The sequence below is a fragment of the Bacteroides sp. 1001136B_160425_E2 genome, from assembly GCF_015559655.1.
In the GTDB taxonomy this organism is placed as follows: Bacteria; Bacteroidota; Bacteroidia; order Bacteroidales; family Bacteroidaceae; genus Bacteroides; species Bacteroides luhongzhouii.
The window spans coordinates 340,736-366,049 of record NZ_JADMQH010000003.1 but is presented as its reverse complement, the minus strand read 5'-3'; the positions used below and the strand labels follow the sequence as shown (position 1 = coordinate 366,049).

Genomic DNA, 25,314 nt, shown 5'->3' with positions numbered 1-25,314 from the left:
ATAGAATATATTTTATCTTATCCCCCATTTTGTAGGTTGATCAGTCATAACTATCTCAAGCCTGCCCCCGGATACAATATCCTGATGGCTGAAAAAAGGTATGTCTAATGATTTTCCGTTTAATGTTACCGACTGAATATATTTATTTTTCTCTGAATTATTCTTTGAAACTATAGTGAATGATTTATTATCCGCCAGATTAACCACTACACGGTCAAATAACGGTCTTCCTATGGAATATACAGGTTTACCCGGACAAACTTGATAAAATCCCATTGCATTTAGTATATACCATGCAGACATCTGTCCACAATCTTCATTACCGGACAATCCATCCGGTGTATCTTGATATAATTCTTTAAAAACCTGATCCACCAGTTCTTGGGTTCTCCATGGCCTATTTACATAATTATACATATGAATAATATGATGGCTTGGCTCATTTCCATGTGCATATTGCCCAATAAAGCCACTTATGTCAGCAGAAGCACTACTACCCTCCAACCTAGAATCAATTGTGAATAAAGAATCCAATTTCTCAATGAATGCTTCTTTTCCATCCATTAGCTGCACTAAGCCATCAATATCGTGAGGGACGAACCATGTCCATTGCCATGCATTGCCCTCACAATAATTATCACTGCGATGTGAAGAAGCTTTCGGATTAAAAGGAACATCCCATTTTCCTTTAGAATCGACTCCCCTCATAAAACGGACAGAAGGGTCGAAATACAATTTATAGGCTTTTGACATGCGACTGTATTTTTCATAGTTCTTCTCGTCATTGACCGCTTCTGCCAGAATAGAAATGCAATAATCATCATAAGCATATTCCAACGCTTTTGCAACCGATTCATTCTCAAGATCACAAGGTATATAACCTACGGTGTTCTTATAATATTTGGCCATTGGCATCAAATGGTGCATAATCAATGGAGGACACTTAATTCCTGACATATCGAACTCCGCCGCCCGCAGACATGCATTATATACCTCATATAAATCAAAATCCGAATATCCCTTTGTATAAGCATCAGCTATTAATGAGACAGCATGATAACCGATCATTATCCCTGTATAGTTTGAAGCCAAATCCCACATCGGAAATATTCCCCCTTCTTTATGCTTTTGAAGTAACGAGTATATAAAATCATTATTCAATTGCGGATCAATAATAGAAAAAAGAGGATGAAGAGCACGAAATGTATCCCATAAAGAGAAAATGGTGTAAATAGGTTTCTGCACATCACCTTGATGAATTTCCAAATCCATTCCCCGATAGCGTCCATCCACATCCGTAAATAGATTCGGACATATCGCTGTATGATACATAGCAGTGTAGAAGATTCTCCGGTGAGTATCATCTTTTGTGGTTATATCTATTTTAGACAAATATTTATCCCACTCCCAGGATGCTTCCTGACGGACACCCTCAAAATCCCATTCCGGAATTTCCTTTTCCAGATTCTGACGGGCCCCATTCATATCTACAGCCGAAATACCTATTTTCACCATCACTTGCTCATCCGGTTGAGTTTTGAACTTCAACAACGCCTTACAACGTGGCTGCCGTTTCCCGCCATGATCAATAATGGTATCTTCTATTATACGACATTCAAATGGCTTCGAAAATTTCATATAGAAATTAATAGATTGCTCTGCCGCCCAATATGCAGTTAATTTATGTCCCCTGATTTCCGTTGCGCTGATCACTTCTATCTGCATATCCGAGTTAGTCTGATATTGGATAGAATAATCCAGATCCAGAATAAAACCGGCTTCATCACTCTTCGGGAAAGTATAACGATGCAATGCTGCACGTTTCGTAGCAGTAAGCTCTGTTTTCACATTATAACGATCCAGAAATACAGAATAATATCCCGGTCTGGCTATCTCATTATCATGCGAAAATCCCGAAGCATAAGGAAGTACCTGACTCTTATTATCCTGTGGATTATATTCTTGTTTACCCACAGTCGGCATCAATAAAATATCCCCATAATCTGCACAACCTGTTCCGCTCAAATGGGTATGAGAAAAACCATTAATGATAGAATCTTCATAATAATATCCAGAACAAGCATCCCAACCATCTATACGTGTATCCGGACTGGGCTGGATCATTCCGAAAGGAACTACCGCTCCCGGAAATGTATGTCCGTGACCGCCAGTGCCAATAAAAGGATCTACATAGTCAACATAACTTTTTTCTTTTGCAGTGGCAGATAATACTACCAGAAATGCAAATCCTACACAACAATATATCCTATTTAACATTCTCATTTCACTGATTATTTTACTTGTTTAATCGGATTGAAGCCTTATATTCAAACTCACGCAAAATGTCAGAAGACAATTGAGCCTTTTCTTTCCATTCTTTAGAACCATAAACACCTGCCTGTGAATAATCAAATGGTATAAAACCTATTTTCCTGACATTCTTTAATGTTTTAAATCTAAAATCATCATTCTCGGCATCTATAAATAAAGGAGAAGCTACCATCGAATCATTCTCTTTCTCTTTTTTCCATTGTTCCCATGGAAGTCCGTCAAAACTAAGTGCTCCATCCACACTCCAGTATAAATTGGACCCTATACCAATATTTCCTTCTTTCCAGGGACCAGACAATGTTTCTCCTCGCTTTTGCAATATAATATTACGCCGGAACGAAAAAGATAAATGCTTTTCCACACGAGTAAACTGTGCCTGATAATAAAAGCCAAAAGCAAAAATATTATTTTCAATTATATTTTCCCGGCCATAATGCTGGTGAAACCCGCCACTTTTACAACGATAAACTAGATTATTACGCATAATGATTCCTCTTGATCCCTCATCCGTATACAATCCCCAGCCACCATAATCATAAGAAAGAATATCATGGACTACATTATTGGAAACACTAGTACCCGGAGACTCTCCCAACGTATAAATGGCTCCCATATCCGACAATTCTCCCCAGCCTATATGATGTACATGATTATATTCTATGATATTACGAACGGAAGGACTTGTAAGCGGAGCCTGATAATATTCTCCTTCACCCCGTTTATTTAGAACAGAGGTCCATGAATCGGAAGTCTGATTATATCCCCAAAACCAGCCTGAAGATATGCCCGAATAACGCAGATCGGCAATATCATTGTGTGTTATCCGGTTGTTGCTTGTATGAAAAAGAGCAATTCCTACCCCACAAGGCAGTTCACTTCCCATATGTTGTAAAATACAATTATCGACGATATTCTCACTAGATACCGGTTGCCCGTCTGGTCGGAAAAAAGGTTCCCCGATCTTTATTCCTCCTGCACCAAAATCCGCTAAATAACAATGTTCGATCCTATTTCGATGGCATCCACGTTTCAGCCATATCCCATAACTCCCCAGATGCATCAACTCACAATTCACAAAAGAGACTCCCTCTGCATAATTTAATAATAAAGCCGCATCAGTAAAAGCGGCAGCCTGAACTGCATCTTCTCCATTATCCGGTAATAAATAAGAGGAATACTGAAATGAAATATTCTCAAAATGCAAATCACGAACAGGAGCATTTTCAGTCCCTTCCACAACCAACAGATGCTGCAAAGCCGGTGCCACACAAAAGGCCGTAGCCATATTTTCATTTGCCAACGGCATATAATAAATATAACCTGTCTGATGGTCCAAATACCACTCTCCCGGTTCATCTAAAGCCCTCATATAATTAAACATAACATATCGGGATCCTGCGGTGACAGGATTCCAATCCTGCATTCCTTTCCCTGCCAAATAAACAAATCCGGAATCAACATCCGCATATTCAATGTGCTTCTGTGTAATATCCCATTTATGATAAAAACGGAGCTTCACTCTTGAAACTTCATCTGCGGTTAACCCCTTTAATGAAGAAATATCTTGTGTATCCAATACCACTCGCTGAACCGCATAGTCCGCTGCACGAACTCCATTCACAAACGGAGTTTCGAAAGCATTTTTTACCACATACCAGTCTTCATTCGGCATACGCGCAAGAGTAGCCCGCCGGCCATTTATATACAACTGTTCAAAAGTAAATCCATATTTTACAACTTCCGGTACATAAGCGCGATAAAGTTTGTCTCCATACGGCTCCCAAGCATTAATGCATATACCTCCCAACAAAGAAGATTTTTGTTCTCCAACTCCACGAAAAATGACAGGTCTTTTTAAACTCGTTTTAATCTGAACCGGACGGTCTAAATAGTAATCACCACTTTGTATGAGAATAGATAATGTATCTGTACGGTTCATATCCGCACATCCTTTTTCCAATGCACGGTTTAACGAAAAGAGTGGTCTCTCCTTTGAACCATCATTGTTATCATTTCCTGTTGGAGACACATAAATTATTTGCTGACCATACATCTGACACAACGGACCCAATAACAGACTTACTAAAAATATAAGAATTTTCATAATTATTCATTTATCAGCCGGCAATCCCGACAGTATATCATTTGTCTAATACCCTATTTTATTGATTTCTATCTCAAATTCTCATACACTTTATCCACCGTATTATAGAATCTTATCAATTCACGAGACTTTTGTCCCGCCGGTTTTATGACTTCGGTATCCCATCCACCTTCATAGCTTCCACGAGGAAGTATCATGGAACAAGTTTCATTTTTATTAGAAATAGACCAGTTGACCCAGCTTATCCGGTTTTTTTCTAAGAAACCGGTCCATTTTTCCCATTCCGGAATATCCAGGAAACCATTTCCCGTATGTTCCATCCCCGCACATTCAGTAACAAAAAGAGGAAGATCCTTCTCTAAAGCCTTGGCAACACGGCTCCGAAGCTCCTCTTTATGGCTGGCCGCATAGAAATGCAAAGAATACATAATATTCTCATAACCAACAATCGGATCCTCAGCTACTATATCCACATGCTGGTCCCAGGAAGGAGTACCCACAATAATCAAGTTATCCGGATCATATTTCCGGATCTCGGCAATGACCTCTCCCGCATATTTCTTAACCCGCCCCCATGAATGTTCATGAGTCGGTTCATTGAATATTTCATATATTATATGTGGATTCTTCCCATATTTACGAGCCATGGATGCAAAAAATTGTTTGGCCAGTTCCGGATAGAAATCATGCGCATGCCAATCAATGATAACATAAACATTTTCTTTTATAGAAGCCCTGACAACAGTTTCCACACAATCCAATGCAAATCCCGGATTCACCAAATATCCATCCTCCACCCCTTCGTAAGCACCCATAGCAGCACGGATTACTGAACATTTCCAATCATTTTTAAGCCATTTTATAACCTTCTTGTTATAAAAACGGGGCCACAAATTATGCCAGCCTAGGCTTACCCCACGCAGAGAGATTGTGTCTCCTTGTCCGTTGCATAAAAAGCGCCCTTTTACTTGAAGCTGTCCGTGTATCTTTACCGGTTCCCAATTATTATTTCCGACCTTTCCATGCACTGAACAAAAGAAAAACAAAGAAACTATTACAAATGTCAGATACTTCATATTTTTAATTGATTTGAAAGTTTAAAACAAAAGCTGTTCCGGCTGATTCTCCAGAAACAGCTTTCATTGATAAAGATTTAATTACTGGTCTTCAGATATTTCTCCAGAATTTTCATTTGAGGTCTGTCAACTGTATAATTATTGGTTGGCTGTACAGACAGTGGGTAATCGCCCCAACGGGGACCTGCTGACCAATATGTTCCGTTGATACCATTATCCGATAAGAATTTCAAGGCCCTGTCAAGTACATCCAGCCAACGGCCATCATTATCAGGCACCCCATATTCTCCGACAAAACCTCTCTTTCCATTTTGTCTTATCCAGTCCACAAAAGGAGTCAAACGGGTAATGCCAATATCCAGAGTCGCACCGTCTTCTGCATAACTCAAGTTATAATTGCCCGAAGCGTCAGCATCAAAATAAGTATGAGCCTGATATATCAGATTATTATACGGGTCAACCAGATTCTTCAGATTATCACTATATCTCACCCATCTGCTTGCAGAAGCATACTCATCTCCACAAACAACAATTGATGTTTGCGTATCAATCTCACGTATAGCCGTTATGCAAGCCTGCGCTATATTAAACCAAGGAGTAGTGGACAACATACTATAGGGTTCGTTCATGATATCATATCCCCAAATATTTGTATACCCCTTAAATTCTGCAGCCAATCGCTTCCACACATCACAGAAATGATTGACCGTACAGTTCACCGAACCAATAATAGCATATTGATTATCATTCGAGTTTTGACCGTTTGAATAAATGCAATAGCGACCAAAATTGTGCATATCTAGCAAAACCTGTATACCCATACTTTCCGCTAGACTCACAATGCTCTTCATCTTAGCCAATTCTACAGAATTCAATTCTTTCCCCAATTCCGGTTGTATACGTTCCCATCGGAATGGGAACCGAATCAATCCGAATCCTTTCTTTTTTACATATGTCAAATCATCACGTGACGGGTATCCATAGTGAGTACCGTCAATACCCGGATAAACTGCAGCAAACTCAACTCCTGACATATTAACGCCAAAATATAACTCAGACCGTGACTTATCGTCTTCATCCCTTTCATCATCAGAAGAACAGGCACTTAAAGACAGGAACATGACAATGACACCCAATATAATTTTCAATCGTATCATAATAACTCTATTTTTAACGTTTCACAAATCTGAAATTACAGAAACTTACATCAAACACTTGTTCAGATGAAGGGGAGAAAATAATTTTAAAGGGTAACCTGCTTTCCGAGCTAGTTCCGTTGGGAATCAGCTGATGTCCGTCACCATCAGTGGAAGTTACCGGAATACGAGCGGTCATCCATTTGCCATACGTATTAATAGGTACACCGCTGGCAGCAGGCTCCCAAACATAGTCACCCAATACGAAACGGGCAGCAGAAGATATTGGATAAGCGGCTGATGTATTCATCTCAAATCTAAGATCATACGAAGACAGATCGGAAACAACCTCTTGTGGTACATCAATGTAACCATCCCGTAAAACCATCCAGCCCCACGCTCTGACAGTGCCCTCAAAACGAACATAGTTCATACCCTCTGCGAGTGGCGCCGGATCCTCACCCTCTACAATATTTGTAGCATTATACAAAAAGTCTTTTGGAGAATCTGGATAGTTGTTCGAATGTGTATATGCACCGGGACCCGGCCAGTTATTAAAATCAAACAATTGGGAAACACCTTCATCTGCATAAGTCAGATAAACAGGCTCTCTCATCTCACTACCTTGAATGGATAGACGAATACCTGGACGGGCATTTGCAGGAATCTGTAATGTTATATCCGTACGGGAGGCTGCCAGAATATTAATCGGAGTATCACCCAAACGAATATTCGCCGCTTCCGCAGTGATTCCATAAAGATCAAAGTTATCGCCTGAAATAACAGTTGTATCACCCGGTTGCGCAAACTCATTATACAAACCTCCAATTGTCAGTTCCGGAACAGTAACAGTCAAAGAAACAGTCGTTGAACCGTTTGCAGTTGTTATATATACCATATTCGTCACTTCCGAAGGTAATTTACGAGGAATAGGCGCAAGAATAGCTTCATATGAAGAATAGGTTTCTTTCGGATCCACCTCTATATCATTAAATTTCAACGACTTCAAATCACCAAGGTTAGAGCCTTCGATGCGTACGACTTGTTCAAATGCCGCCGTTGTAATAGGCATCTCACCCTCTGTGGCTAAAACGATACGTTCGACAACCGGAGCTCCAGTAGAAGGTATATTTTCCTTAGCCAACACTTTATCCACTTCCACTATATCCGTACACGATGATACCAATAGTAGAAAAGTAGCAATAGACATATAAATATATCCTAATGTTTTCATCTTATTTTTACTTGTTTAATTGATTATCTATATTAATTCCAGCCCGGATTATTGGATGTTATCGCCTGATTCGTCAGCATCTCCATAGTCGGAATCGGGAAAAGCAAATGTTTCTCCTGACGAGCTTTCACATTATTAGCTTCATCCATTCCGCCCAATGCATTCATGGCTTGCAGATAAATACCCCAACGAATCAAATCCCAACGACGATCACCTTCGAGTGCGAACTCCATCGCCCGTTCTTCCAGAATAGCCGAACGCAAAGACGCTTTATTGGCAAAAACATCCAACTCTTTCAATGTGGCATTACTACGACTGCGCACATCATTCAATGCATCCACAGCTTCTTGTGTCGGCCCGTTCAGTTCATTTGCGGCTTCAGCTTTAATAAGCACTACATCCGCATAACGCAAAAACGGATAGTTAGCATCCATACGTTCCAGAGTCTGGTCCGAAATCTGTTGGGAATATTTAGTCGTATAAGCAAAGAACTGTTCAGAGCCACCTTCATCAGAACGCCATCCAGCAGTCACTTCCGGATTATCAAATGGCGGTTCTTTTGCATCGACCATACTTTTCCATTTTCCAAAGTTTGGATAATAAGAACCACCACCCCAACTGGAATCGGAACCTTCACGTATCCAACAATGCAAAACTCCTTTGTCTACACGATAATCTTTCTCCTCAAACAACAAATACCAGTGTTTACGCATACCCACTGTCAAGCTATTATCAACATGGCCTTTATTATTCAATCTACCGCAGTAATGCAAACCAAACAAAGTACCGAACGAGGAGTCTCCTGACAAGGACTGCAAACTAAACAAGAACTCACTGCTTGTTTTTCCGATAGCCGTCCATAAATTATCATAAGCCACCAGTTCATGATTTCCGTATACACCTTCTATTACATCGGATGCCAGTTGATAAGCATTTTCATAACATATCCGAGGGTCAAAGCTCTCATAACCTGCTACCACATTCTTTGAGAAAGTAGTTGCAACGGGGTCTGTATAAATCTTAGTATCCACGCCATTAATATTCTGAATCACATAAGGTACTCCCGTCTTTACTGTAACTTGCTCACTGGCAGGAGTAGAAGCAGCCCCCATCGTAGCATATACTTTAGCCAGAAGTCCGGCCGCCGAAGCAGCACTTACCCGACCGGGTACATAAGCTCCATCTGTATTCTTATAAATCATATCTTTCGCTTTGTCAAGCAATGGAATGATTTGTTCTTCATAAACCTGCTTAACCGGAATTCTCGGATTGTCCGTATATGAGCCGGATTCATTCACACTTACGGAATATACCGGAATATCACCATAAGCACGAGCTAGATAGAAATAAGCCCACGCTTTCAAGAAATAACACTCGCCCAAGCAATTCTTTTTATGAACTTCCGTCGGACCAGTCATGCCCTCTATTTGCGCAATTGCCTGATTAGCTTTGTTTATCAAAGAATACATTCCTGTCCATAACGCATTGCATTGCGCACTACCCCCCTGAAAATTACCACTGCCAAACTCGGAAAACTGCCAGACTGCACCGGATATATAATCACAATCGTAATCCAGCGGACGTGGAAAAGAGCCATATATAAACATTCCAGTATGCAATACATTATAAACTCCTATTACCCACATATCTGCTCCCCCATCAGAATTTTCAATCTCTCCCGGAGAGATAAAGTCATAAGGTTTCTCTTCCAGCATATCTTCACAAGAGGTTGTAAAAAGTCCAAAAGGCATACACAGACCTAACGCCAACACTGTAGATATTAATTTATATTTTTTCATCATTACTTCTTTTTATAATGTTAATTTAAAACCAATCGTATAAGTACGGCTATTCGGATAAGAGAATATATCCACACCACGACGAGAAGCGTCTGACCCGAAAGCATTTACATCCGGATCGAACCAACTGTAATTGGTAAGCGTAAATACGTTCGTTATTGTTCCGAACACCGACAAGTCGGCAATACCCTTACATACTGATCCAAAATTGTAATTCAAATTAATTGTTTTCAAACGGAAATAGGAACCATCCTCTACATAACGGTCAGACAACTTCATATCACGCGTCATAGCCGTTGTTATTCGCGGCCACTTCGCATTCGCCGCATTCTCCGGTGTCCAACGGCTTTCATAGGCTTCACGAGTCACATTACCAATACTGTTCATACCAATCATAGTCAGATTACCGTTAAATATATCATTTCCCTGACTTCCTTGGAAAAACAATCCCAACGAAAGCTTCTTCCAGCGGAAATTAGCATTCAAACCATATATAAAATCAGGATTCGTATCTCCGATGACAGCACGGTCTTCAGTAGTTATCTGATTATCACCATTACGATCGACATACTTTATCTCCCCAATCATCCGCTGAGCTTCTTCATTCGAAACTTTAGAATAAATAGGATCTGCTCTTACTTCTGCTATGTTATCATAGAACCCATCTTCCACATATCCATAGATCGTTCCTATCGGTAAACCATTTCTTTGCAGAAATACTTCATTGGCTCCATACCACAACTGCGTTGCATACTGGTCGGCATTCAACCCACCTATCCGGTTCTGATTAAATGAAATATTTCCATCGAAGTTTAGTCCCCAGTCCTTTTTGTCAATAGCTACCACATTGGCTGTAAACTCAAAACCTTTGTTAGTAACATGTCCGAAGTTAGTCCACATTGTACTATAACCAGTACTTAAAGGAATTGAGACATTCTGCAACAAATCTTTCGTTTTTTTGTAATAATAGTTTGCAGAAAAGTTCAGGCGGTTCTTCCAGAATCCGAAATCAAGACCTACGTTAAATTGGTCAGTAGTCTCCCATCTTAACGAAGTATTTAAAGGACCTTTATAAGTCTGACCACTAAAACCGCTAGTTAGTGTACCGTTCAACGGATAATTGGCCGTACCTAATGACTCCATAGTCTGATAACTGCTGATAGCCTGATTACCAGTCTGTCCGTAACTAAAACGAAGTTTTAGATTACTAAATAAGTTCAAACGTTTGATAAATTCTTCTTCTGAAAGAGACCATGCTATTGCACCTGATGCAAAATTTGCAAATTTATTACCCGGCGCAAAACGACTGGATCCGTCACGACGGAATGAAACTGTAAAAATATATCTATCCAGCAATGTATAATTGGCACGTCCCAGCAATGATACCAATACAGATTCTCCACGACTACTGGAAGGACGATCAACAACCAATGCCTGACTCATATCGTAATCTTTGGTCAAGTCAGTTGGAAAGTTCTGTGCAGTAATAGCTTTTCCTCCCCAATGTGATTTCTCATAAGTAAAACCTGCTACAGCATTCAAACGATGTATCTTATTGAAGGTTTTATCGAATGTCAGCACTGATTCAGCTGTCACATTCTGCCAAAAGTTATCACTTCGGCCGGCACGTCCGTTTGCTACCTTACCTTCACCGGTCTCACGGCTATAATAAGAGCTACGGTCATTTGAAGTATAACTGATACCCAAATTCTGCCGGAACTTCAACCAATCTACGATTTTCAATTCGGCATAAGCTGAAGTGAACACATTTATCGAACTTAATTCATCTTTCGCCGTATTCACATAGGTTCGCGGGTTAGCCGACAACCATGAATACTCATCATCTTCACTTTTATCACCGGCATAAACTGTCGGAATGTAAATCAATGCCGACCGGATAATACTTGCATCATAAGAATTTGCTTTCGCAAAATTGGTCGTTGATTTTGTAAAATTGATATTCAACCCCGCATTCAGCCATGAAGTAATTTCACTATTTACATTCGAACGGAACGTAAAACGCTCGTATCCGGAATTTTTAATAATACCATCTTGTGTAGTATAATTGCCGGAAATAGCATAATTGCTCCTTTCATTTCCACCCGAAACACTGACATTATATTCCTGCGTTAAACCAGTCTGTAGAATTTCATCCATCCAGTCGGTACCTTCCACCCATTTACGATTTCCATACTCATCGGTTCTCCATCCCGGGTGCAAGAAATCTTCAGGAATAGGATTGTAACTCCCGGATTCACGAATTACATTCCCGTTTCCATCTCTTTTATATTTCCACGAACCATCATAAGGCAATTCCGTATAAAGCAAATTATCATATAAGCCACCATTTCTAGTACCTTCATTCATGAAATTAGCATAAGTGTAAGCATCCAACATTTCCACCATTTTGGAAATTTTAGAGATTCCGAAGTTTGCCGAAAACTCGATTCTTGCCTTACCTGCCTTACCACGTTTGGTCGTTATGATAATCACACCGTTTGCACCACGTGAACCATAAATAGCTGTAGCCGAAGCATCTTTCAGAACATCAATGGATTCAATATCATTCGGATTAATCAATGACAACGGATTCGCGGTCGTATTATTTCCTTCATTCGCCCCACTGGTAGGTGTACCTCCTGTTTCAAAAGGAATACCGTCTACAATATACAAAGGCTGGGAATTAGTTGAAAAAGAATTGGTTCCACGTACGGTAATACTAACACCGGACCCCGGAGCACCGTCACTTTGATTAACGAGCACACCTGCCAAACGTCCCTGCAAACCTTGCGTCAAACTGGTGGGCGCACCTTGTATCAGATCATTACTACGTACGGAAGATATAGCACCAGACAAGTCCTTGCGCCGCATTGCGCCATAACCAACCACCACCACTTCATCCATAAGAGTCGTTTGCTCTTTCAATTCGACATTGAGTATTGTTCTTTTTCCAACGACTACAACTTGCGTTTCATAACCTATAAAAGAAAAACGAAGCTGGGAACGGTTACTGTTTACAGAGAGCGTAAATCTACCATTCATATCGGTAATAGTCCCATTTCCACTCTTCACACCTTCTTCTACAACATTAACTCCCGGGAGTCCTTCTCCATTGGCATCTCTAACCACACCGGTTATTTTAATACCATCAGCTAAAACGTCCGCACTTACAAGCAGGAACACAGCCAGCATTATCCACACTACCTTAAATGCCCTTGACTCCTTCATTCTTGAACGAGGATAAAAAAAGAGATTTTTCATCATTTATTAATTTAAAGTTTGACTATAAAAATTATTCTTATCTACATAAGTATAATATACCGTCATAGCCTTCCTTACAAAACTTAAAGGTCCACAACGATTTCATAAATACAAGCAAACATCTTCCTTTTACCCTAATATTACAGAAAGATTTGTTCGCTTTTCCTTCAGACAAATTAAAAGATTGTAGTTTCATTTTTCAACCGCATTAGATTTACATTGAATTACTGATGCAAAAGTAGTCGCATCACTACATTATAAAAAGTACTTTATTATCATATCATGATACTATCTTATCATTTGCATAAATGGACATTATAAGTAAGGTATAAAGGAGATTATCAATGTATAAAATCACAAATTCACCTACGGCAAAGCAATAAGTCTTCCTCCCAAATAGCTTCAAGTAATATCAATAGTCAATACCAGATTTATACTTTTATAGCATGCGTCCCCATCGACTACAAGTTATAAAATATTTTAATGTATAGGAACCAGCTTTCAGAGTAAGATAAAAAAACACCCTTATCAAAACAACTAATATGAATCCGGTTTCCAATTAATGCAACCCAATTCATACCTCAATATCCCTGCACAATATTCGCAAAATTACCAGATATCTACAAAAAAAACGCTAAGTAATTTAATAAGTAACCATTTAAATGTACCAGATGCCATACCGTTTTTTGCCATCCCACGCGTTGTAATTTAAAGATTATCACGTATCTTTGCCTCCTCAAATCATAAATACGAGATATGGCTATTACAATCAAGAAAGTCTCCACAAAGAGAGAACTTAAGAAATTTATCCGTTTCAATTACAGAATGTACAAGGGCAACCCATATTCTGTGCCCGACCTCTATGACGACATGCTCAACACCTTCAACAAGAAGAAAAACGCAGCATTCGAATTCTGTGAAGCAGATTATTTCCTCGCATACCGGGACGATAAAATAGTAGGACGTGTAGCTGCAATCATCAACAACCAGGCGAACGAGAAGTGGAAATGTAAAAACGTTCGTTTCGGATGGATAGACTTCATCGACGATCCCGAAGTATCATCCGCACTCATCAAAACGGTGGAAGAATGGGGAAAAGAACGAGGCATGACTCACATTGCCGGCCCTCTCGGATTTACTGATTTCGATGCAGAAGGAATGTTAGTTGAAGGATTCGACCAACTTAGCACCATGGCCACTATCTACAACTACCCGTACTACCCCGTACACATGGAAAAGTTAGGTTTTGAGAAAGACGCCGACTGGGTAGAATACAAGATATACATACCGGATGCCATTCCCGACAAGCATAAACGTATCTCCGAACTGATCCAACGTAAATACAACCTCAAGATAAAGAAATATACTTCCGGAAGAAAGATAGCCAAAGACTACGGACAGAAGATTTTCGAACTGATGAACGAAGCATACAGTCCACTTTATGGTTATTCTCCATTGACACAGCGGCAAATCAACCAATACGTGAAAATGTATCTGCCGATCCTCGACTTACGGATGGTTACACTGATTACTGATGCCAATGACGAACTGGTCTGTGTAGGTATCTCCATGCCATCTCTCGCCGAGGCTTTACAGAAATCAAACGGGCGTCTGTTGCCACTCGGATGGTTCTATCTGTTAAAGGCATTATTTATGAAACGCCGTGCCAAAATGCTTGATCTGCTACTCGTTGCAGTGAAACCGGAATATCAAAATAAAGGTGTTAACGCTTTGTTATTTTCCGATTTAATTCCTGTTTATCAAAAATTAGGTTTTATCTTTGCGGAAAGCAACCCCGAACTGGAACTGAACGGAAAAGTTCAGGCACAATGGGATTACTTTGAGACTCAACAACATAAGCGCCGCCGTGCGTTCATCAAAGAGATAAAATAAAAAACAGCTATGGAAGAGAACGAATTGATACCTGTAGACAACAACAATGCAGTAGAGTACACTGACGACAACATCCGTCACCTAAGTGACATGGAACATGTACGCACACGCCCCGGTATGTATATCGGAAGGCTGGGCGACGGTGCACATGCCGAAGACGGAATCTATGTCCTCCTGAAAGAAGTAATTGACAACAGTATTGACGAGTTCAAAATGCAAGCCGGTAAGAAAATCGAGATTACCGTTGAAGAAAACCTTCGTGTCAGCGTACGCGACTATGGACGAGGCATCCCACAGGGAAAACTCATCGAAGCCGTCAGCATGTTGAACACTGGTGGTAAGTACGACAGCAAGGCATTTAAAAAAAGTGTCGGACTAAACGGTGTCGGTGTGAAAGCCGTCAACGCCTTGAGCTCCTGTTTTGAGGTACGCAGTTACCGCGACGGTAAAGTACGTATCGCCACTTTCTCAAAAGGAAACCTGCTGACCGACGAGATACAAAATACCGAAGAAGAAAACGGAACTTACATCTTCTTCGAACCGGATAATACATTATTCCTGAATTACAGTTTCAAGCCTGAATTTATTGAGACAATGCTACGTAACTACACGTACCTCAATACAGGGCTTGCCATTATCTATAACGGGCACCGTATTCTGTCGCGCAACGGTCTGGTAGACCTTTTGAATGACAACATGACGGCAACCGGACTTTACCCGATCATCCACCTGAAAGGGGAGGACATCGAAATCGCCTTCACGCATACCGGACAATACGGAGAAGAATATTACTCCTTTGTCAACGGTCAGCATACCACCCAAGGAGGTACACATCAGAGTGCTTTCAAAGAACACATCGCCCGCACCATCAAGGAGTTCTTCAACAAGAACATGGACTATACCGACATTCGTAACGGGCTGGTTGCTGCCATTGCCGTCAATGTGGAAGAGCCTATCTTTGAGAGTCAGACGAAAACGAAGCTGGGTTCTACCAATATGGTTCCCGGCGGAGTGACAGTCAACAAGTATGTAGGTGATTTTATCAAACAGGAAGTGGACAACTTCTTGCACAAGAATGCAGATATAGCCGAAGCGATACAACAAAAGATACAAGAATCCGAGAAAGAGCGTAAAGCCATTGCAGGTGTAACTAAACTTGCCCGTGAGCGTGCAAAGAAGGCAAACCTGCACAACCGCAAATTGCGTGACTGCCGCATACACCTCAACGACCCGAAAGGAAAAGGACTGGAAGAAGACTCCTGCATCTTTATCACTGAGGGAGATTCTGCAAGTGGTTCCATCACCAAAAGTCGTGATGTAAACACCCAGGCAGTGTTCAGTCTCCGTGGTAAACCGTTGAACTCTTTCGGACTGACGAAGAAAGTGGTTTATGAAAATGAGGAATTTAACTTGCTTCAAGCAGCTTTAAATATAGAAGATGGAATTGAAGGACTGCGCTACAACAAAGTCATCGTAGCAACTGATGCCGACGTGGATGGTATGCATATCCGCTTGCTATTGATTACCTTCTTCCTGCAATTCTTTCCCGATCTTATTAAAAAAGGACACGTACATATTCTGCAAACGCCTTTGTTTCGTGTACGCAACAAGAAAAAAACAATCTATTGCTACAGTGAAGAAGAGCGCGTTAACGCAATTAACGAGCTAAGCCCGAATCCGGAGATTACCCGATTCAAAGGTTTAGGTGAAATTTCACCGGACGAGTTCAAGCATTTTATCGGTAAGGATATGCGCCTGGAACAAGTGACCTTGCGCAAAACGGACGCAGTAAAAGAACTACTTGAATTCTACATGGGTAAAAACACCATGGAACGACAGAACTTTATTATAGACAATCTGGTTATAGAAGAAGATTTGGCATCATGAGAAAAGCAATATTCCCGGGTACTTTTGACCCCTTCACCATCGGACATTACTCGGTAGTGGAACGTGCACTCACCTTTATGGACGAAATCGTGATAGGAATTGGTATCAATGAAAACAAGAATACATACTTTCCCATTGAGAAAAGAGAGGAAATGATTCGGGAACTTTACAAGGATGAGCCTCGTATAAAAGTGATGTCTTACGACTGTCTGACCATTGATTTTGCGCAGGAAGTAGGGGCCAGATTCATTGTCCGCGGCATCCGTACGGTGAAAGATTTCGAGTATGAAGAAACAATTGCAGACATCAACCGCAAACTGGCGGGTATTGAAACCATCCTGCTCTTCACGGAACCGGAACTGACTTGCGTCAGCTCGACGATTGTACGCGAACTATTGACTTATAATAAAGACATCAGCCAGTTTATTCCCAAAGGCATGAAAATGAGTGAATAACACTCGGCAGGAATAGATGGCGAAACTAAAAAGATGATGAAGAAACTAACTATTATACTATCCGTTTGCTTGTGGACAATTGCCGCACAAGCCCAGAACTTCGGTTCTGAAGCCATGCGTAAGCTACAAATGGCAGAGTTCGCAATCTCCAATTTCTATGTGGACAAAGTAGATGAAGACAAGTTGGTGGAAGAAGCCATCATCAAGATGCTGGCACAACTCGACCCGCACTCTACTTATTCGGACGCAGAAGAAGTGAAGAAAATGAACGAACCTCTTCAAGGTAACTTCGAAGGTATTGGAGTTCAGTTTCAGATGATCGAAGATACCCTGTTAGTAGTGCAACCCGTCAGCAACGGACCTTCCGAGAAAGTCGGCATCCTTGCCGGTGACCGTATCGTTGCGGTCAATGACAGCACCATTGCCGGAGTGAAAATGAGTACGGAAGATATTATGAAGCGTCTTCGTGGTCCGAAAGGCTCTAAAGTCAATCTGACTATTGTTCGTCGTGGCGTACAGGATCCTTTATTGTTTACAGTAAAAAGAGATAAAATACCTATCCTTAGCCTCGATGCTTCTTACATGATTCAACCAAAGACAGGTTATATCCGCATCAACCGTTTCGGGGCAACTACTGCCGAAGAATTCAAGAAAGCAATGACAAGCCTTCAGAAACAAGGTATGAAGGACCTGATTCTCGACCTGCAAGGAAACGGAGGAGGTTACCTGAACGCAGCTATCGACCTTGCCAACGAATTCCTGGGACAAAAGGAACTGATTGTCTACACGGAAGGACGGACTGCCAAACGCAGTGATTTCTACGCTAAAGGAAACGGAGATTTCCGTAATGGACGTCTTATTATTCTGGTAGATGAGTACACAGCCTCTGCCAGCGAAATTGTCAGTGGCGCAGTGCAGGATTGGGATAGAGGAATTATCGTAGGACGTCGCTCTTTCGGCAAAGGATTGGTGCAACGTCCTATCGACCTGCCGGACGGTTCCATGATTCGTTTGACTATTGCACGCTATTATACTCCATCGGGACGTTCCATCCAGAAACCGTACGACAGTACTGTCGATTACAACAAGGACCTGATAGAACGTTTCAACCACGGCGAACTGATGAATGCTGACAGCATCCACTTCCCGGATTCGCTGAAAGTACAAACCAAGAAACTGGGACGTACTGTCTATGGCGGAGGCGGTATCATGCCGGATTACTTCGTTCCCATCGACACTACTCTTTATACAGATTATCACCGTAATCTGGTTGCTAAAGGAGCCGTGATTAAATTCACCATGCAGTTTATCGAAGGACACCGGAAAGAGTTGAAAAACAAATACAAGAAGTTCGAATCGTTTGATGAGAAGTTTGTTGTCGATGATGATATGCTCGCCACTTTAAAGGAAATCGGTGAGAAAGAAGGGGTGAAGTTCAATGAAGAGCAATATCAGAAGTCGCTTCCTCTTATCAAGACGCAACTTAAAGCACTGATAGCCCGTGACCTTTGGGATATGAATGAATATTTCCGGGTAATGAATACCACCAATGAGAGTATACAAAAGGCGCTGGAAATACTGAATTCGGACGAATATCAGAAGAAATTAAAATAAAATAGCAAAATAAGTAGAATAAACCGTACCCGAACAGGCACCCTTGTTGTAGTATAAGTAAAATCATTAAAACCAAAGTATGATACGACAGTTTGATTTTACTTGGACAACAATCTGGTTGTTATTGATCGGGTACGGTTTATTTTTTATCTCTCTCCCTGCACAGGCACAAACAGGAGCGAAGAGAATCTCATTAGAGTTGAAAGACAAAGCCTTGCCTGATGCGCTGAAACTAATTGAAAAAGCATGTGGGAAAAGTATTCTCTTTACCTACAACGGAACCGAAAGTTATCGTGTGACAATGAGCATACGCGAAAAGACAGAGCGGGAAGCCATTGATCTGGTATTGAGTGGGAAACCTTTCATCTGCATGGAGCGGGAAGACTATTTTGTTGTACAACAACACAAGTCGGACAAAGCCATTGCGGTAGAAGGAAAAGTGTATGATGAGAAAGGAATTCCCCTCCCTTTCGTCAATGTACTTGCTCTTGCTGCCGATTCCAGTTTCCTCGCGGGAAGCGTAACGGAGGAAGACGGTTCCTTTCGCCTGCCACCCATAGCCGGAGAGGATTGCCTATTGAAGGCTACTTTTGTAGGCTACTCTCCGCAAGTAGTTCCCTGCCGGCATACAAACATCATCCGCCTCCAGCCTGACGCGAAATTACTGAAAGAAGTGGTTGTCACCGCCTCACGCCCATTGATAGAACGCAAGGACGGAATATTGACGGCTAATATCATCGGCACTCCCCTTTCGCTGATGGGATCGGCAAACGAGATGATTTCACATCTTCCCTTTGTCACAGGTTCGGAGGGGGATTTTTCTGTTATAGGAAGAGGCACACCGGACATCTACATCAATGGACGTAAAGTGAGAGACAACACCGAGTTGAATCGTCTCCAAGCTAACGAAATACTATCAGCGGAAATCATTACTACACCGGGTGTACAGTATGGTTCCTCTGTGAAAGCCGTCATCCGCCTCCGCACCATCCGTAAACGTGGACAAGGAATGAGCGGTAACTTCTACACTGACTACTCACAAGGGCGGGTAGCCAACGGCACGGAAGGTATATCATTAAACTACCGTACCGGCGGACTGGACATTTTTCTAAAAGGAGATTTTGCGGAGATTAACAACCATAGTACAAGTATAATAAACCGTGAGGTTCACGCCTCTTCAGACTGGAACCAACAGACGGAAGCCCAAAATAAAGGCAACTACAATACCTTCAATGGAGAAGTGGGATTCAATTACGAGGTTAACGATCACCAGTCATTCGGCGTGCGTTATACACCGGGCACAAATATTGGCAACTCCCATTCCGTCACAGAAGGTAATACGCTCATTCTCCAAAATGGCAAAGAAACCGACAATCTACACTCCCGCCAGGAAACCAATGCCCACACCGGCTGGTGGCAGGGAGCCAACGGATACTACAACAGTACACACGGAAAATGGAATATCGACTTCAATGCCGACTACGTATATGGGCGTGACCGTATACAACAATATGCAGAAAATAATGGTATTGAGGACGCCACATCAAGCAACCGCGTACGCAATCGCCTCTATGCCGCCAAACTTCTTATTACCGCTCCACTGTGGAAAGGCAAGCTCTGCTTCGGCACAGAAGAGACATTTACCAACCGTCACGACATCTTCCTCCAAAACGGTTTTTCTGCCGATGCTGACGACCGCATCAAACAGACCATGATTTCCGGTTTCGCAGATTATAACCTGCCATTAGGTAAGTTCAATATTTCGGCAGGGCTACGCTATGAATTCCAAAAGACAGACTACTACGAGAAAGGGATCCACCAGAAAGAGCAAAGCCCCACGTATCGGCACTGGATACCGGTTGTTGGCATCGCATACACTCCCGGAGACTGGTCTTTCAGCCTTTCTTACCGGACAATAAAATACAGCCCTAGTTACGAGATGCTCACCAGTGCCATCACGTATCAGAACAAATATGCCTACCGCAGTGGAGATCCGTTTCTCGTCCCTCAAATACACCGTAATATTTCTCTGGATGGTGGATGGAAATGGGTTAACTTCAGTCTTTTTTATGACCATACTTGGGATATGTACACCAGTTATACCAAGCCTTATGACGATGTAAACCATCCGGGCGTACTGTTATTCAGCATGGCAAGTATCCCGCATACCAACCAATATGGAGGTGCTATCGTTCTTTCGCCCCAAATAAGTATTTGGCAGCCGCAACTGACAAGCGGCATTAACTGGTACGATTCACACGCAGCTCCCATAAACATCACCCAGCATTGGAACGAACCCGTATTCTATTTTAGTTTAGATAATAACTTCAGCTTTCCCCGCGGCTGGTTCTTTAATATAAAAGGCACCTTGCAAACCGGTGCCAAACAAAGTTATGCCATCAGACATACCGCAGGAAGAGTAGATGCCCAACTGACAAAATCATTCCTGAAAGATCAGTCGTTAAAAGTATCGGTAACCGCTAAAGACATCTTTCATACAGCCTACAGATACTTTACCATTTATGGCGACCGGACGTTCAGCTCCAATCGCGATTATTCGGACCAGCAACGTCTCGGTATTCGGTTAAGTTACCAATTCAACGCCACAAAGAGCAAATATAAGGGAACCGGAGCCGGAGAAAGCGAAAAATCACGCCTATAGGTTTGCAACCCGAAAGAGAAACGTTACTTTTGCCATCTCTGATGCACATAAACAGATGATGCTGATATATTAAAACGAATGATACTCCTGTTTCATAAAAACCACACGAAGGAAGAGGCCTTCAAACAACTATTCACGGAAATGTATCCGCGATTGGTGCGTTATGCCACACAGCTCACCGGAGACAGGGAGGAGGCACGCGACATCGTAAGCGAAGCAATGGAACAGGCATGGAAGCATTTCGACCGACTGGACAAGAACGACTGTGGCGGTTGGCTCTACACCATAGTCCGCAACACCAGCCTTAACCACCTGAAGCACCGCATGGTGGAGCAAGACAACTTGACAGCTCTGTACGAAGCCACACAGGCAGACGTAGAAAGCAACTATAAAGAACACGAAGCATTGCTACAAAAGGCAGAAGCTATCGCACATCGTTTGCCAGAGCCAACCTGCACGGTGCTACGGCTATGCTATTATGAGCACCTTACTTATCGGAAAGCCGCCCTACGTCTCGGCATCAGTCCCGACACAGTAAAGAAACATATATCCAAGGCATTGCGCATACTGCGCGAAGCCATGAACAAGTAAGAAGGAGGAATCAATATGAAAGAAAAGAAAAAACGTAATGAAGTGAAAGAACAGGAAACTTCCTCATTCCCGGAAGATACCGAAACGCGCCGTCTACAAAATATTTTTGGAGAAGCATTGGGTGACTTCCCGTTGCCGGAAGAGGTTCAGTCAGAGTGGAACACATTTATACAAAAGCAAAAAGAGAAAAGAAAAAAACTTTATCTCCGGATATGGCTCTCCGGCAGTGTAGCGGCAGCCATCATCCTCATCCTCTTGCTTTGGTCGCCTTGGCAGCAAACGGAAACCGAAATATCCGGAATTGAAATCTTCGCTTCTCTCAAAGCTCCTGAACGTATCACAACCACAAAGGAAAACGGACGAATTATCGTCTCCACTCCGCCAAGCACGTTGACCCACATCACGCTGGAAGACGGTAGTCATGTTATATTAGGTGCCAACAGCCGTTTTGAATATCCGGAGAAGTTTACTTCACCGGACAAACGTATGGTTAGTCTCACCGGAGAAGCCCGCTTTGAAGTTACCAAGGACATCAGTCGTCCCTTCATTGTTACTGCCGGGAAAATACAGACACGAGTACTAGGCACAGTGTTCGACGTGAACGCCTATCCCGCCAGCCTCCCAGCTGTGACCTTATACGAAGGATGCGTGCAATTGACTGATACCGTTTCTACTTCCAGCCGGAAAATGTCACCCGGACAACATGCCCGGTTAGCGGCAAACGGCGACATACTTCTCTCCAAAGTCTCTTGGACAAAGGAAGAAGGGTGGACACAGGGAGAGTTCTATTTTGACAACATCCCCATGAAGGAAGTCTTACAAGAGATAGGCACATGGTACAACATCAGCATTATTTGCCATTCAGCCAGTCTCCTGCAAGAACGAATTCATTTTCGTTTTAGCCGGAACGTTCCGGTAGGAGATCTGTTGGCAGCGCTGAATGACTTGGGGATCGCAGAGTTTCAATATAAGGAGAAACGAATTATTGTAAAATAATGTCTCACTGAAACTGATTCATTACTAATCTGAAGTATACTCAAATGTCACTGCATTGCGGATGTCAGCAGAAGAGGCGGCAATATAAGCTTTAAACTTCCCTGGTTCCACGATCCAGGCATGCTGCTTATCATCAAAGAACTTCAGCACTTCCGGCTTTATCGTAAACTTCACTTCTTTTTCTTCATTCGGAAGAAGTTGTACCTTCCGGAAATCTTTCAATTCCTTAACCGGACGGAGAACACTACACTCTTCGTCACCAATATATAGTTGAACAATCTCTTTCCCTATTACTTTTCCTGTATTCTTAACCTTCACGAGAATATCTATACTACCATCAGCATTCATTGTTTTAGCCGACACCACAGGTTTACCATACTCAAAGGTAGTATAACTCATGCCATAGCCAAAAGGAAAGAGTGGCTGCACCTTCTTCGTATCATACCAGCGATAGCCAACCAAAATATCTTCTTTATATTCCTGGCGGATGCTATCGCCCGGATAACTGATTTCTCCAAAGAAATGTGCCGGACAATCCTTCAGTTTCACCGGATAAGAGAAAGGCAGTTTACCACTGGGAGTCACATCTCCACTCAACACATCAGCTAGCACCTCTCCACCAACAGAACCTAAATACCATGACTGGACAATAGAAGGAATCTCCTTCACCCAAGGCATTTCCACCGCATTTCCGCTGACAATCACCGCTATCAGGTTTTTATTTACCTTCAATAAAGCTTCTATCAACTCATTCTGGGCAAAAGGAAGTTCGTACGATAAACGGTCTCCACCCTCACAATCTTGAAAATGATTCTTATTCAATCCACCTACAAAAATCACTAAATCCGAGTTCATCGCTTTTTCCACCGCATCATTACGCAAAGAATCCACAATAACCTGCGGAATGACATCCGCCCGACCGTACATCGGACGACCGCTTGTATAACCTTGTGCATAAACTACATTATCACCAAACTTGGCCTTTATACCGTCCAATGGTGAAATCACTCTCTGAACTTTTAATTCTGAAGATCCACCGCCTAACATCAAATTACGGGTAGCATTATCTCCCACCACTAAAATACGTTTGTATTTTCCTTGGGATATAGGCAATAAAGAAGGCTGTTTCCCGCCAGTTCCATTTTTCAACAAGACAATCCCCTCTGTTGCAACCTCATAAGCCGTGCGATAGTGCTCTTCACTAGTCAGTGCCCCAAACGGCTTCCTGCGATTCATAGCCGTACGGAAAATCAAACGTAGCACACGTTCAGCCTTATCATTCACTACTTCCATCGGAATTTTACCTTCCCGAACCATTTTCAGATAAGACTTGCCCAAGTAATAATCATCATAACCGAATTCCGATTCCGAAGTCAAACCATTCGTATAAGATCCCATTTCAATATCCAAGCCATACATGGCAGCTTCATAAGTGTCATGCGCAGCTCCCCAGTCCGTTATGACACAACCGTCGAATTTCCATTCTCCTTTCAGTATATCATTATTCAATAGCTTGTGATGAGTAGCATGAGTCCCACGCACCTTATTATATGCTCCCATAACAGACCAGACCTTACCTCTTTCTACGGCAGCCTTAAAGGCAGGCAGATATATTTCATACAGAGCACGGTCACTTAGCTGCACATCAATATGTCCCCGCCATAACTCCTGATTATTCAGCGCATAATGCTTCACACAAGCAGCTACTCCATTCTTCTGCACTCCCTGAATATAGGGAACACAAAGTTCCGAAGCTAAATAAGGATCTTCTCCCAGATATTCAAAGTTACGTCCATTGAGTGGGGTACGATAGATATTCACACCCGGTCCCAGCAAAACATCCTTTTCACGATAACGGGCTTCCTCCCCAATAGCGGTTCCATACTTCTCCGCTAACAGAGGATTCCAACTGGCAGCCAGACAGGTCAGCGCAGGAAAGGCTGTGCAACTGTCATTAGTCCATCCTGCATATCCCCAATCGTTCCAGTTAATTTCGGCACGTACACCGTGAGGTCCGTCACTCATCCAAAGTTCAGGAATACCCAAACGGGGACAACCTGGAGAGCTGAACTTTCCCTGTGCATAGCTAAGACGAGTTTTTTCCTCTACGGTCATACGGTTCAAAGCATCCCGCACTCTAACCTCCATCGGTTGTGTATCATCAAGATAAACCGGTGTTTGTTTCTTATCCTGAGCAATCATCTTCGTACCTGCCCCAACAGACAGGAAACATATAGTCAATAAAAACAGTCTCATTATCAAATTATCATTTACA

At 42.1% G+C, this 25,314-nt stretch carries 15 protein-coding genes; 7 read left to right on the top strand and 8 right to left on the bottom strand.

Going from position 1 to position 25,314, the window contains the following annotated elements; translation table 11 throughout:
* Positions 1–12 precede the first annotated feature (12 nt).
* The 7 genes from I2I04_RS04555 to I2I04_RS04525 all read right to left on the bottom strand — a co-directional run bounded on the left by I2I04_RS04555 (position 13) and on the right by I2I04_RS04525 (position 12,944).
* Complete coding sequence (locus tag I2I04_RS04555) at positions 13–2,283, bottom strand: GH92 family glycosyl hydrolase (protein WP_195654441.1); 2,271 nt, start codon at positions 2,281–2,283, stop codon at positions 13–15.
* Between the two features lie 13 nt (positions 2,284–2,296).
* Complete coding sequence (locus I2I04_RS04550) at positions 2,297–4,435, bottom strand: right-handed parallel beta-helix repeat-containing protein (RefSeq protein WP_195654440.1); 2,139 nt, start codon at positions 4,433–4,435, stop codon at positions 2,297–2,299.
* Positions 4,436–4,503: 68 nt separating this feature from the next.
* Positions 4,504–5,511, bottom strand: coding sequence for a glycoside hydrolase family 5 protein (locus I2I04_RS04545; RefSeq protein WP_195654439.1), 1,008 nt, complete (start codon positions 5,509–5,511; stop codon positions 4,504–4,506).
* A 77-nt stretch (positions 5,512–5,588) separates the two neighbouring features.
* Complete coding sequence (locus tag I2I04_RS04540) at positions 5,589–6,668, bottom strand: glycoside hydrolase family 5 protein (protein ID WP_195654438.1); 1,080 nt, start codon at positions 6,666–6,668, stop codon at positions 5,589–5,591.
* 13 nt (positions 6,669–6,681) lie between these two features.
* On the bottom strand, positions 6,682–7,881 hold the full coding sequence (locus tag I2I04_RS04535) for a glycan-binding surface protein (protein ID WP_195654437.1): 1,200 nt from the start codon (positions 7,879–7,881) through the stop codon (positions 6,682–6,684).
* A gap of 32 nt (positions 7,882–7,913) precedes the next feature.
* Entirely contained in the window at positions 7,914–9,683 is a 1,770-nt protein-coding gene (locus tag I2I04_RS04530) for a RagB/SusD family nutrient uptake outer membrane protein (protein ID WP_229126924.1), read from the bottom strand.
* A gap of 9 nt (positions 9,684–9,692) precedes the next feature.
* Entirely contained in the window at positions 9,693–12,944 is a 3,252-nt protein-coding gene (locus I2I04_RS04525; protein ID WP_195654436.1) for a SusC/RagA family TonB-linked outer membrane protein, read from the bottom strand.
* A 753-nt stretch (positions 12,945–13,697) separates the two neighbouring features.
* Here I2I04_RS04525 and I2I04_RS04520 point away from each other — a divergent pair.
* The 7 genes from I2I04_RS04520 to I2I04_RS04490 all read left to right on the top strand — a co-directional run bounded on the left by I2I04_RS04520 (position 13,698) and on the right by I2I04_RS04490 (position 23,039).
* Positions 13,698–14,834, top strand: coding sequence for a GNAT family N-acetyltransferase (locus I2I04_RS04520; RefSeq protein ID WP_143258919.1), 1,137 nt, complete (start codon positions 13,698–13,700; stop codon positions 14,832–14,834).
* A 9-nt stretch (positions 14,835–14,843) separates the two neighbouring features.
* Entirely contained in the window at positions 14,844–16,721 is a 1,878-nt protein-coding gene (locus tag I2I04_RS04515) for a DNA topoisomerase IV subunit B (RefSeq protein WP_143258918.1), read from the top strand.
* Positions 16,718–17,176, top strand: a complete 459-nt coding sequence (gene coaD / locus I2I04_RS04510) for a pantetheine-phosphate adenylyltransferase (protein WP_143258917.1) — start codon at positions 16,718–16,720, stop codon at positions 17,174–17,176. Before I2I04_RS04515 ends, coaD begins: the two co-directional genes overlap by 4 nt.
* Before the next feature lie 36 nt (positions 17,177–17,212).
* Entirely contained in the window at positions 17,213–18,790 is a 1,578-nt protein-coding gene (locus I2I04_RS04505; RefSeq protein ID WP_143258971.1) for a S41 family peptidase, read from the top strand.
* 79 nt (positions 18,791–18,869) lie between these two features.
* Positions 18,870–21,452: an outer membrane beta-barrel family protein gene (locus I2I04_RS04500; RefSeq protein WP_195654435.1), complete on the top strand. Its 2,583-nt coding sequence runs from the start codon at positions 18,870–18,872 to the stop codon at positions 21,450–21,452.
* Between the two features lie 78 nt (positions 21,453–21,530).
* Positions 21,531–22,043 (top strand): RNA polymerase sigma-70 factor, encoded by a 513-nt coding sequence (locus tag I2I04_RS04495; RefSeq protein ID WP_195654434.1) that lies wholly within the window; start codon positions 21,531–21,533, stop codon positions 22,041–22,043.
* A 15-nt stretch (positions 22,044–22,058) separates the two neighbouring features.
* On the top strand, positions 22,059–23,039 hold the full coding sequence (locus I2I04_RS04490; protein ID WP_195654433.1) for a FecR family protein: 981 nt from the start codon (positions 22,059–22,061) through the stop codon (positions 23,037–23,039).
* A gap of 24 nt (positions 23,040–23,063) precedes the next feature.
* Here I2I04_RS04490 and I2I04_RS04485 read toward each other — a convergent pair whose 3' ends face one another.
* The gene (locus I2I04_RS04485; RefSeq protein ID WP_195654432.1) at positions 23,064–25,295 is read right to left on the bottom strand and encodes a glycoside hydrolase family 3 C-terminal domain-containing protein; all 2,232 of its coding nucleotides are present in this window, start codon (positions 25,293–25,295) and stop codon (positions 23,064–23,066) included.
* Positions 25,296–25,314 lie beyond the last annotated feature (19 nt).

Bases quoted from the DNA above. Each gene is read 5' to 3' on its own strand.
- I2I04_RS04500 (WP_195654435.1), top strand. From the start codon at position 18,870: ATGATACGACAGTTTGATTTTACTTGGACAACAATCTGGTTGTTATTG.
- coaD (WP_143258917.1), top strand. From the start codon at position 16,718: ATGAGAAAAGCAATATTCCCGGGTACTTTTGACCCCTTCACCATCGGA.
- I2I04_RS04525 (WP_195654436.1), bottom strand. From the start codon at position 12,944: ATGATGAAAAATCTCTTTTTTTATCCTCGTTCAAGAATGAAGGAGTCA.
- I2I04_RS04520 (WP_143258919.1), top strand. From the start codon at position 13,698: ATGGCTATTACAATCAAGAAAGTCTCCACAAAGAGAGAACTTAAGAAA.
- I2I04_RS04535 (WP_195654437.1), bottom strand. From the start codon at position 7,881: ATGAAAACATTAGGATATATTTATATGTCTATTGCTACTTTTCTACTA.
- I2I04_RS04505 (WP_143258971.1), top strand. From the start codon at position 17,213: ATGAAGAAACTAACTATTATACTATCCGTTTGCTTGTGGACAATTGCC.
- I2I04_RS04550 (WP_195654440.1), bottom strand. From the start codon at position 4,435: ATGAAAATTCTTATATTTTTAGTAAGTCTGTTATTGGGTCCGTTGTGT.
- I2I04_RS04530 (WP_229126924.1), bottom strand. From the start codon at position 9,683: ATGATGAAAAAATATAAATTAATATCTACAGTGTTGGCGTTAGGTCTG.
- I2I04_RS04490 (WP_195654433.1), top strand. From the start codon at position 22,059: ATGAAAGAAAAGAAAAAACGTAATGAAGTGAAAGAACAGGAAACTTCC.
- I2I04_RS04545 (WP_195654439.1), bottom strand. From the start codon at position 5,511: ATGAAGTATCTGACATTTGTAATAGTTTCTTTGTTTTTCTTTTGTTCA.
- I2I04_RS04540 (WP_195654438.1), bottom strand. From the start codon at position 6,668: ATGATACGATTGAAAATTATATTGGGTGTCATTGTCATGTTCCTGTCT.
- I2I04_RS04495 (WP_195654434.1), top strand. From the start codon at position 21,531: ATGATACTCCTGTTTCATAAAAACCACACGAAGGAAGAGGCCTTCAAA.
- I2I04_RS04515 (WP_143258918.1), top strand. From the start codon at position 14,844: ATGGAAGAGAACGAATTGATACCTGTAGACAACAACAATGCAGTAGAG.
- I2I04_RS04555 (WP_195654441.1), bottom strand. From the start codon at position 2,283: ATGAGAATGTTAAATAGGATATATTGTTGTGTAGGATTTGCATTTCTG.
- I2I04_RS04485 (WP_195654432.1), bottom strand. From the start codon at position 25,295: ATGAGACTGTTTTTATTGACTATATGTTTCCTGTCTGTTGGGGCAGGT.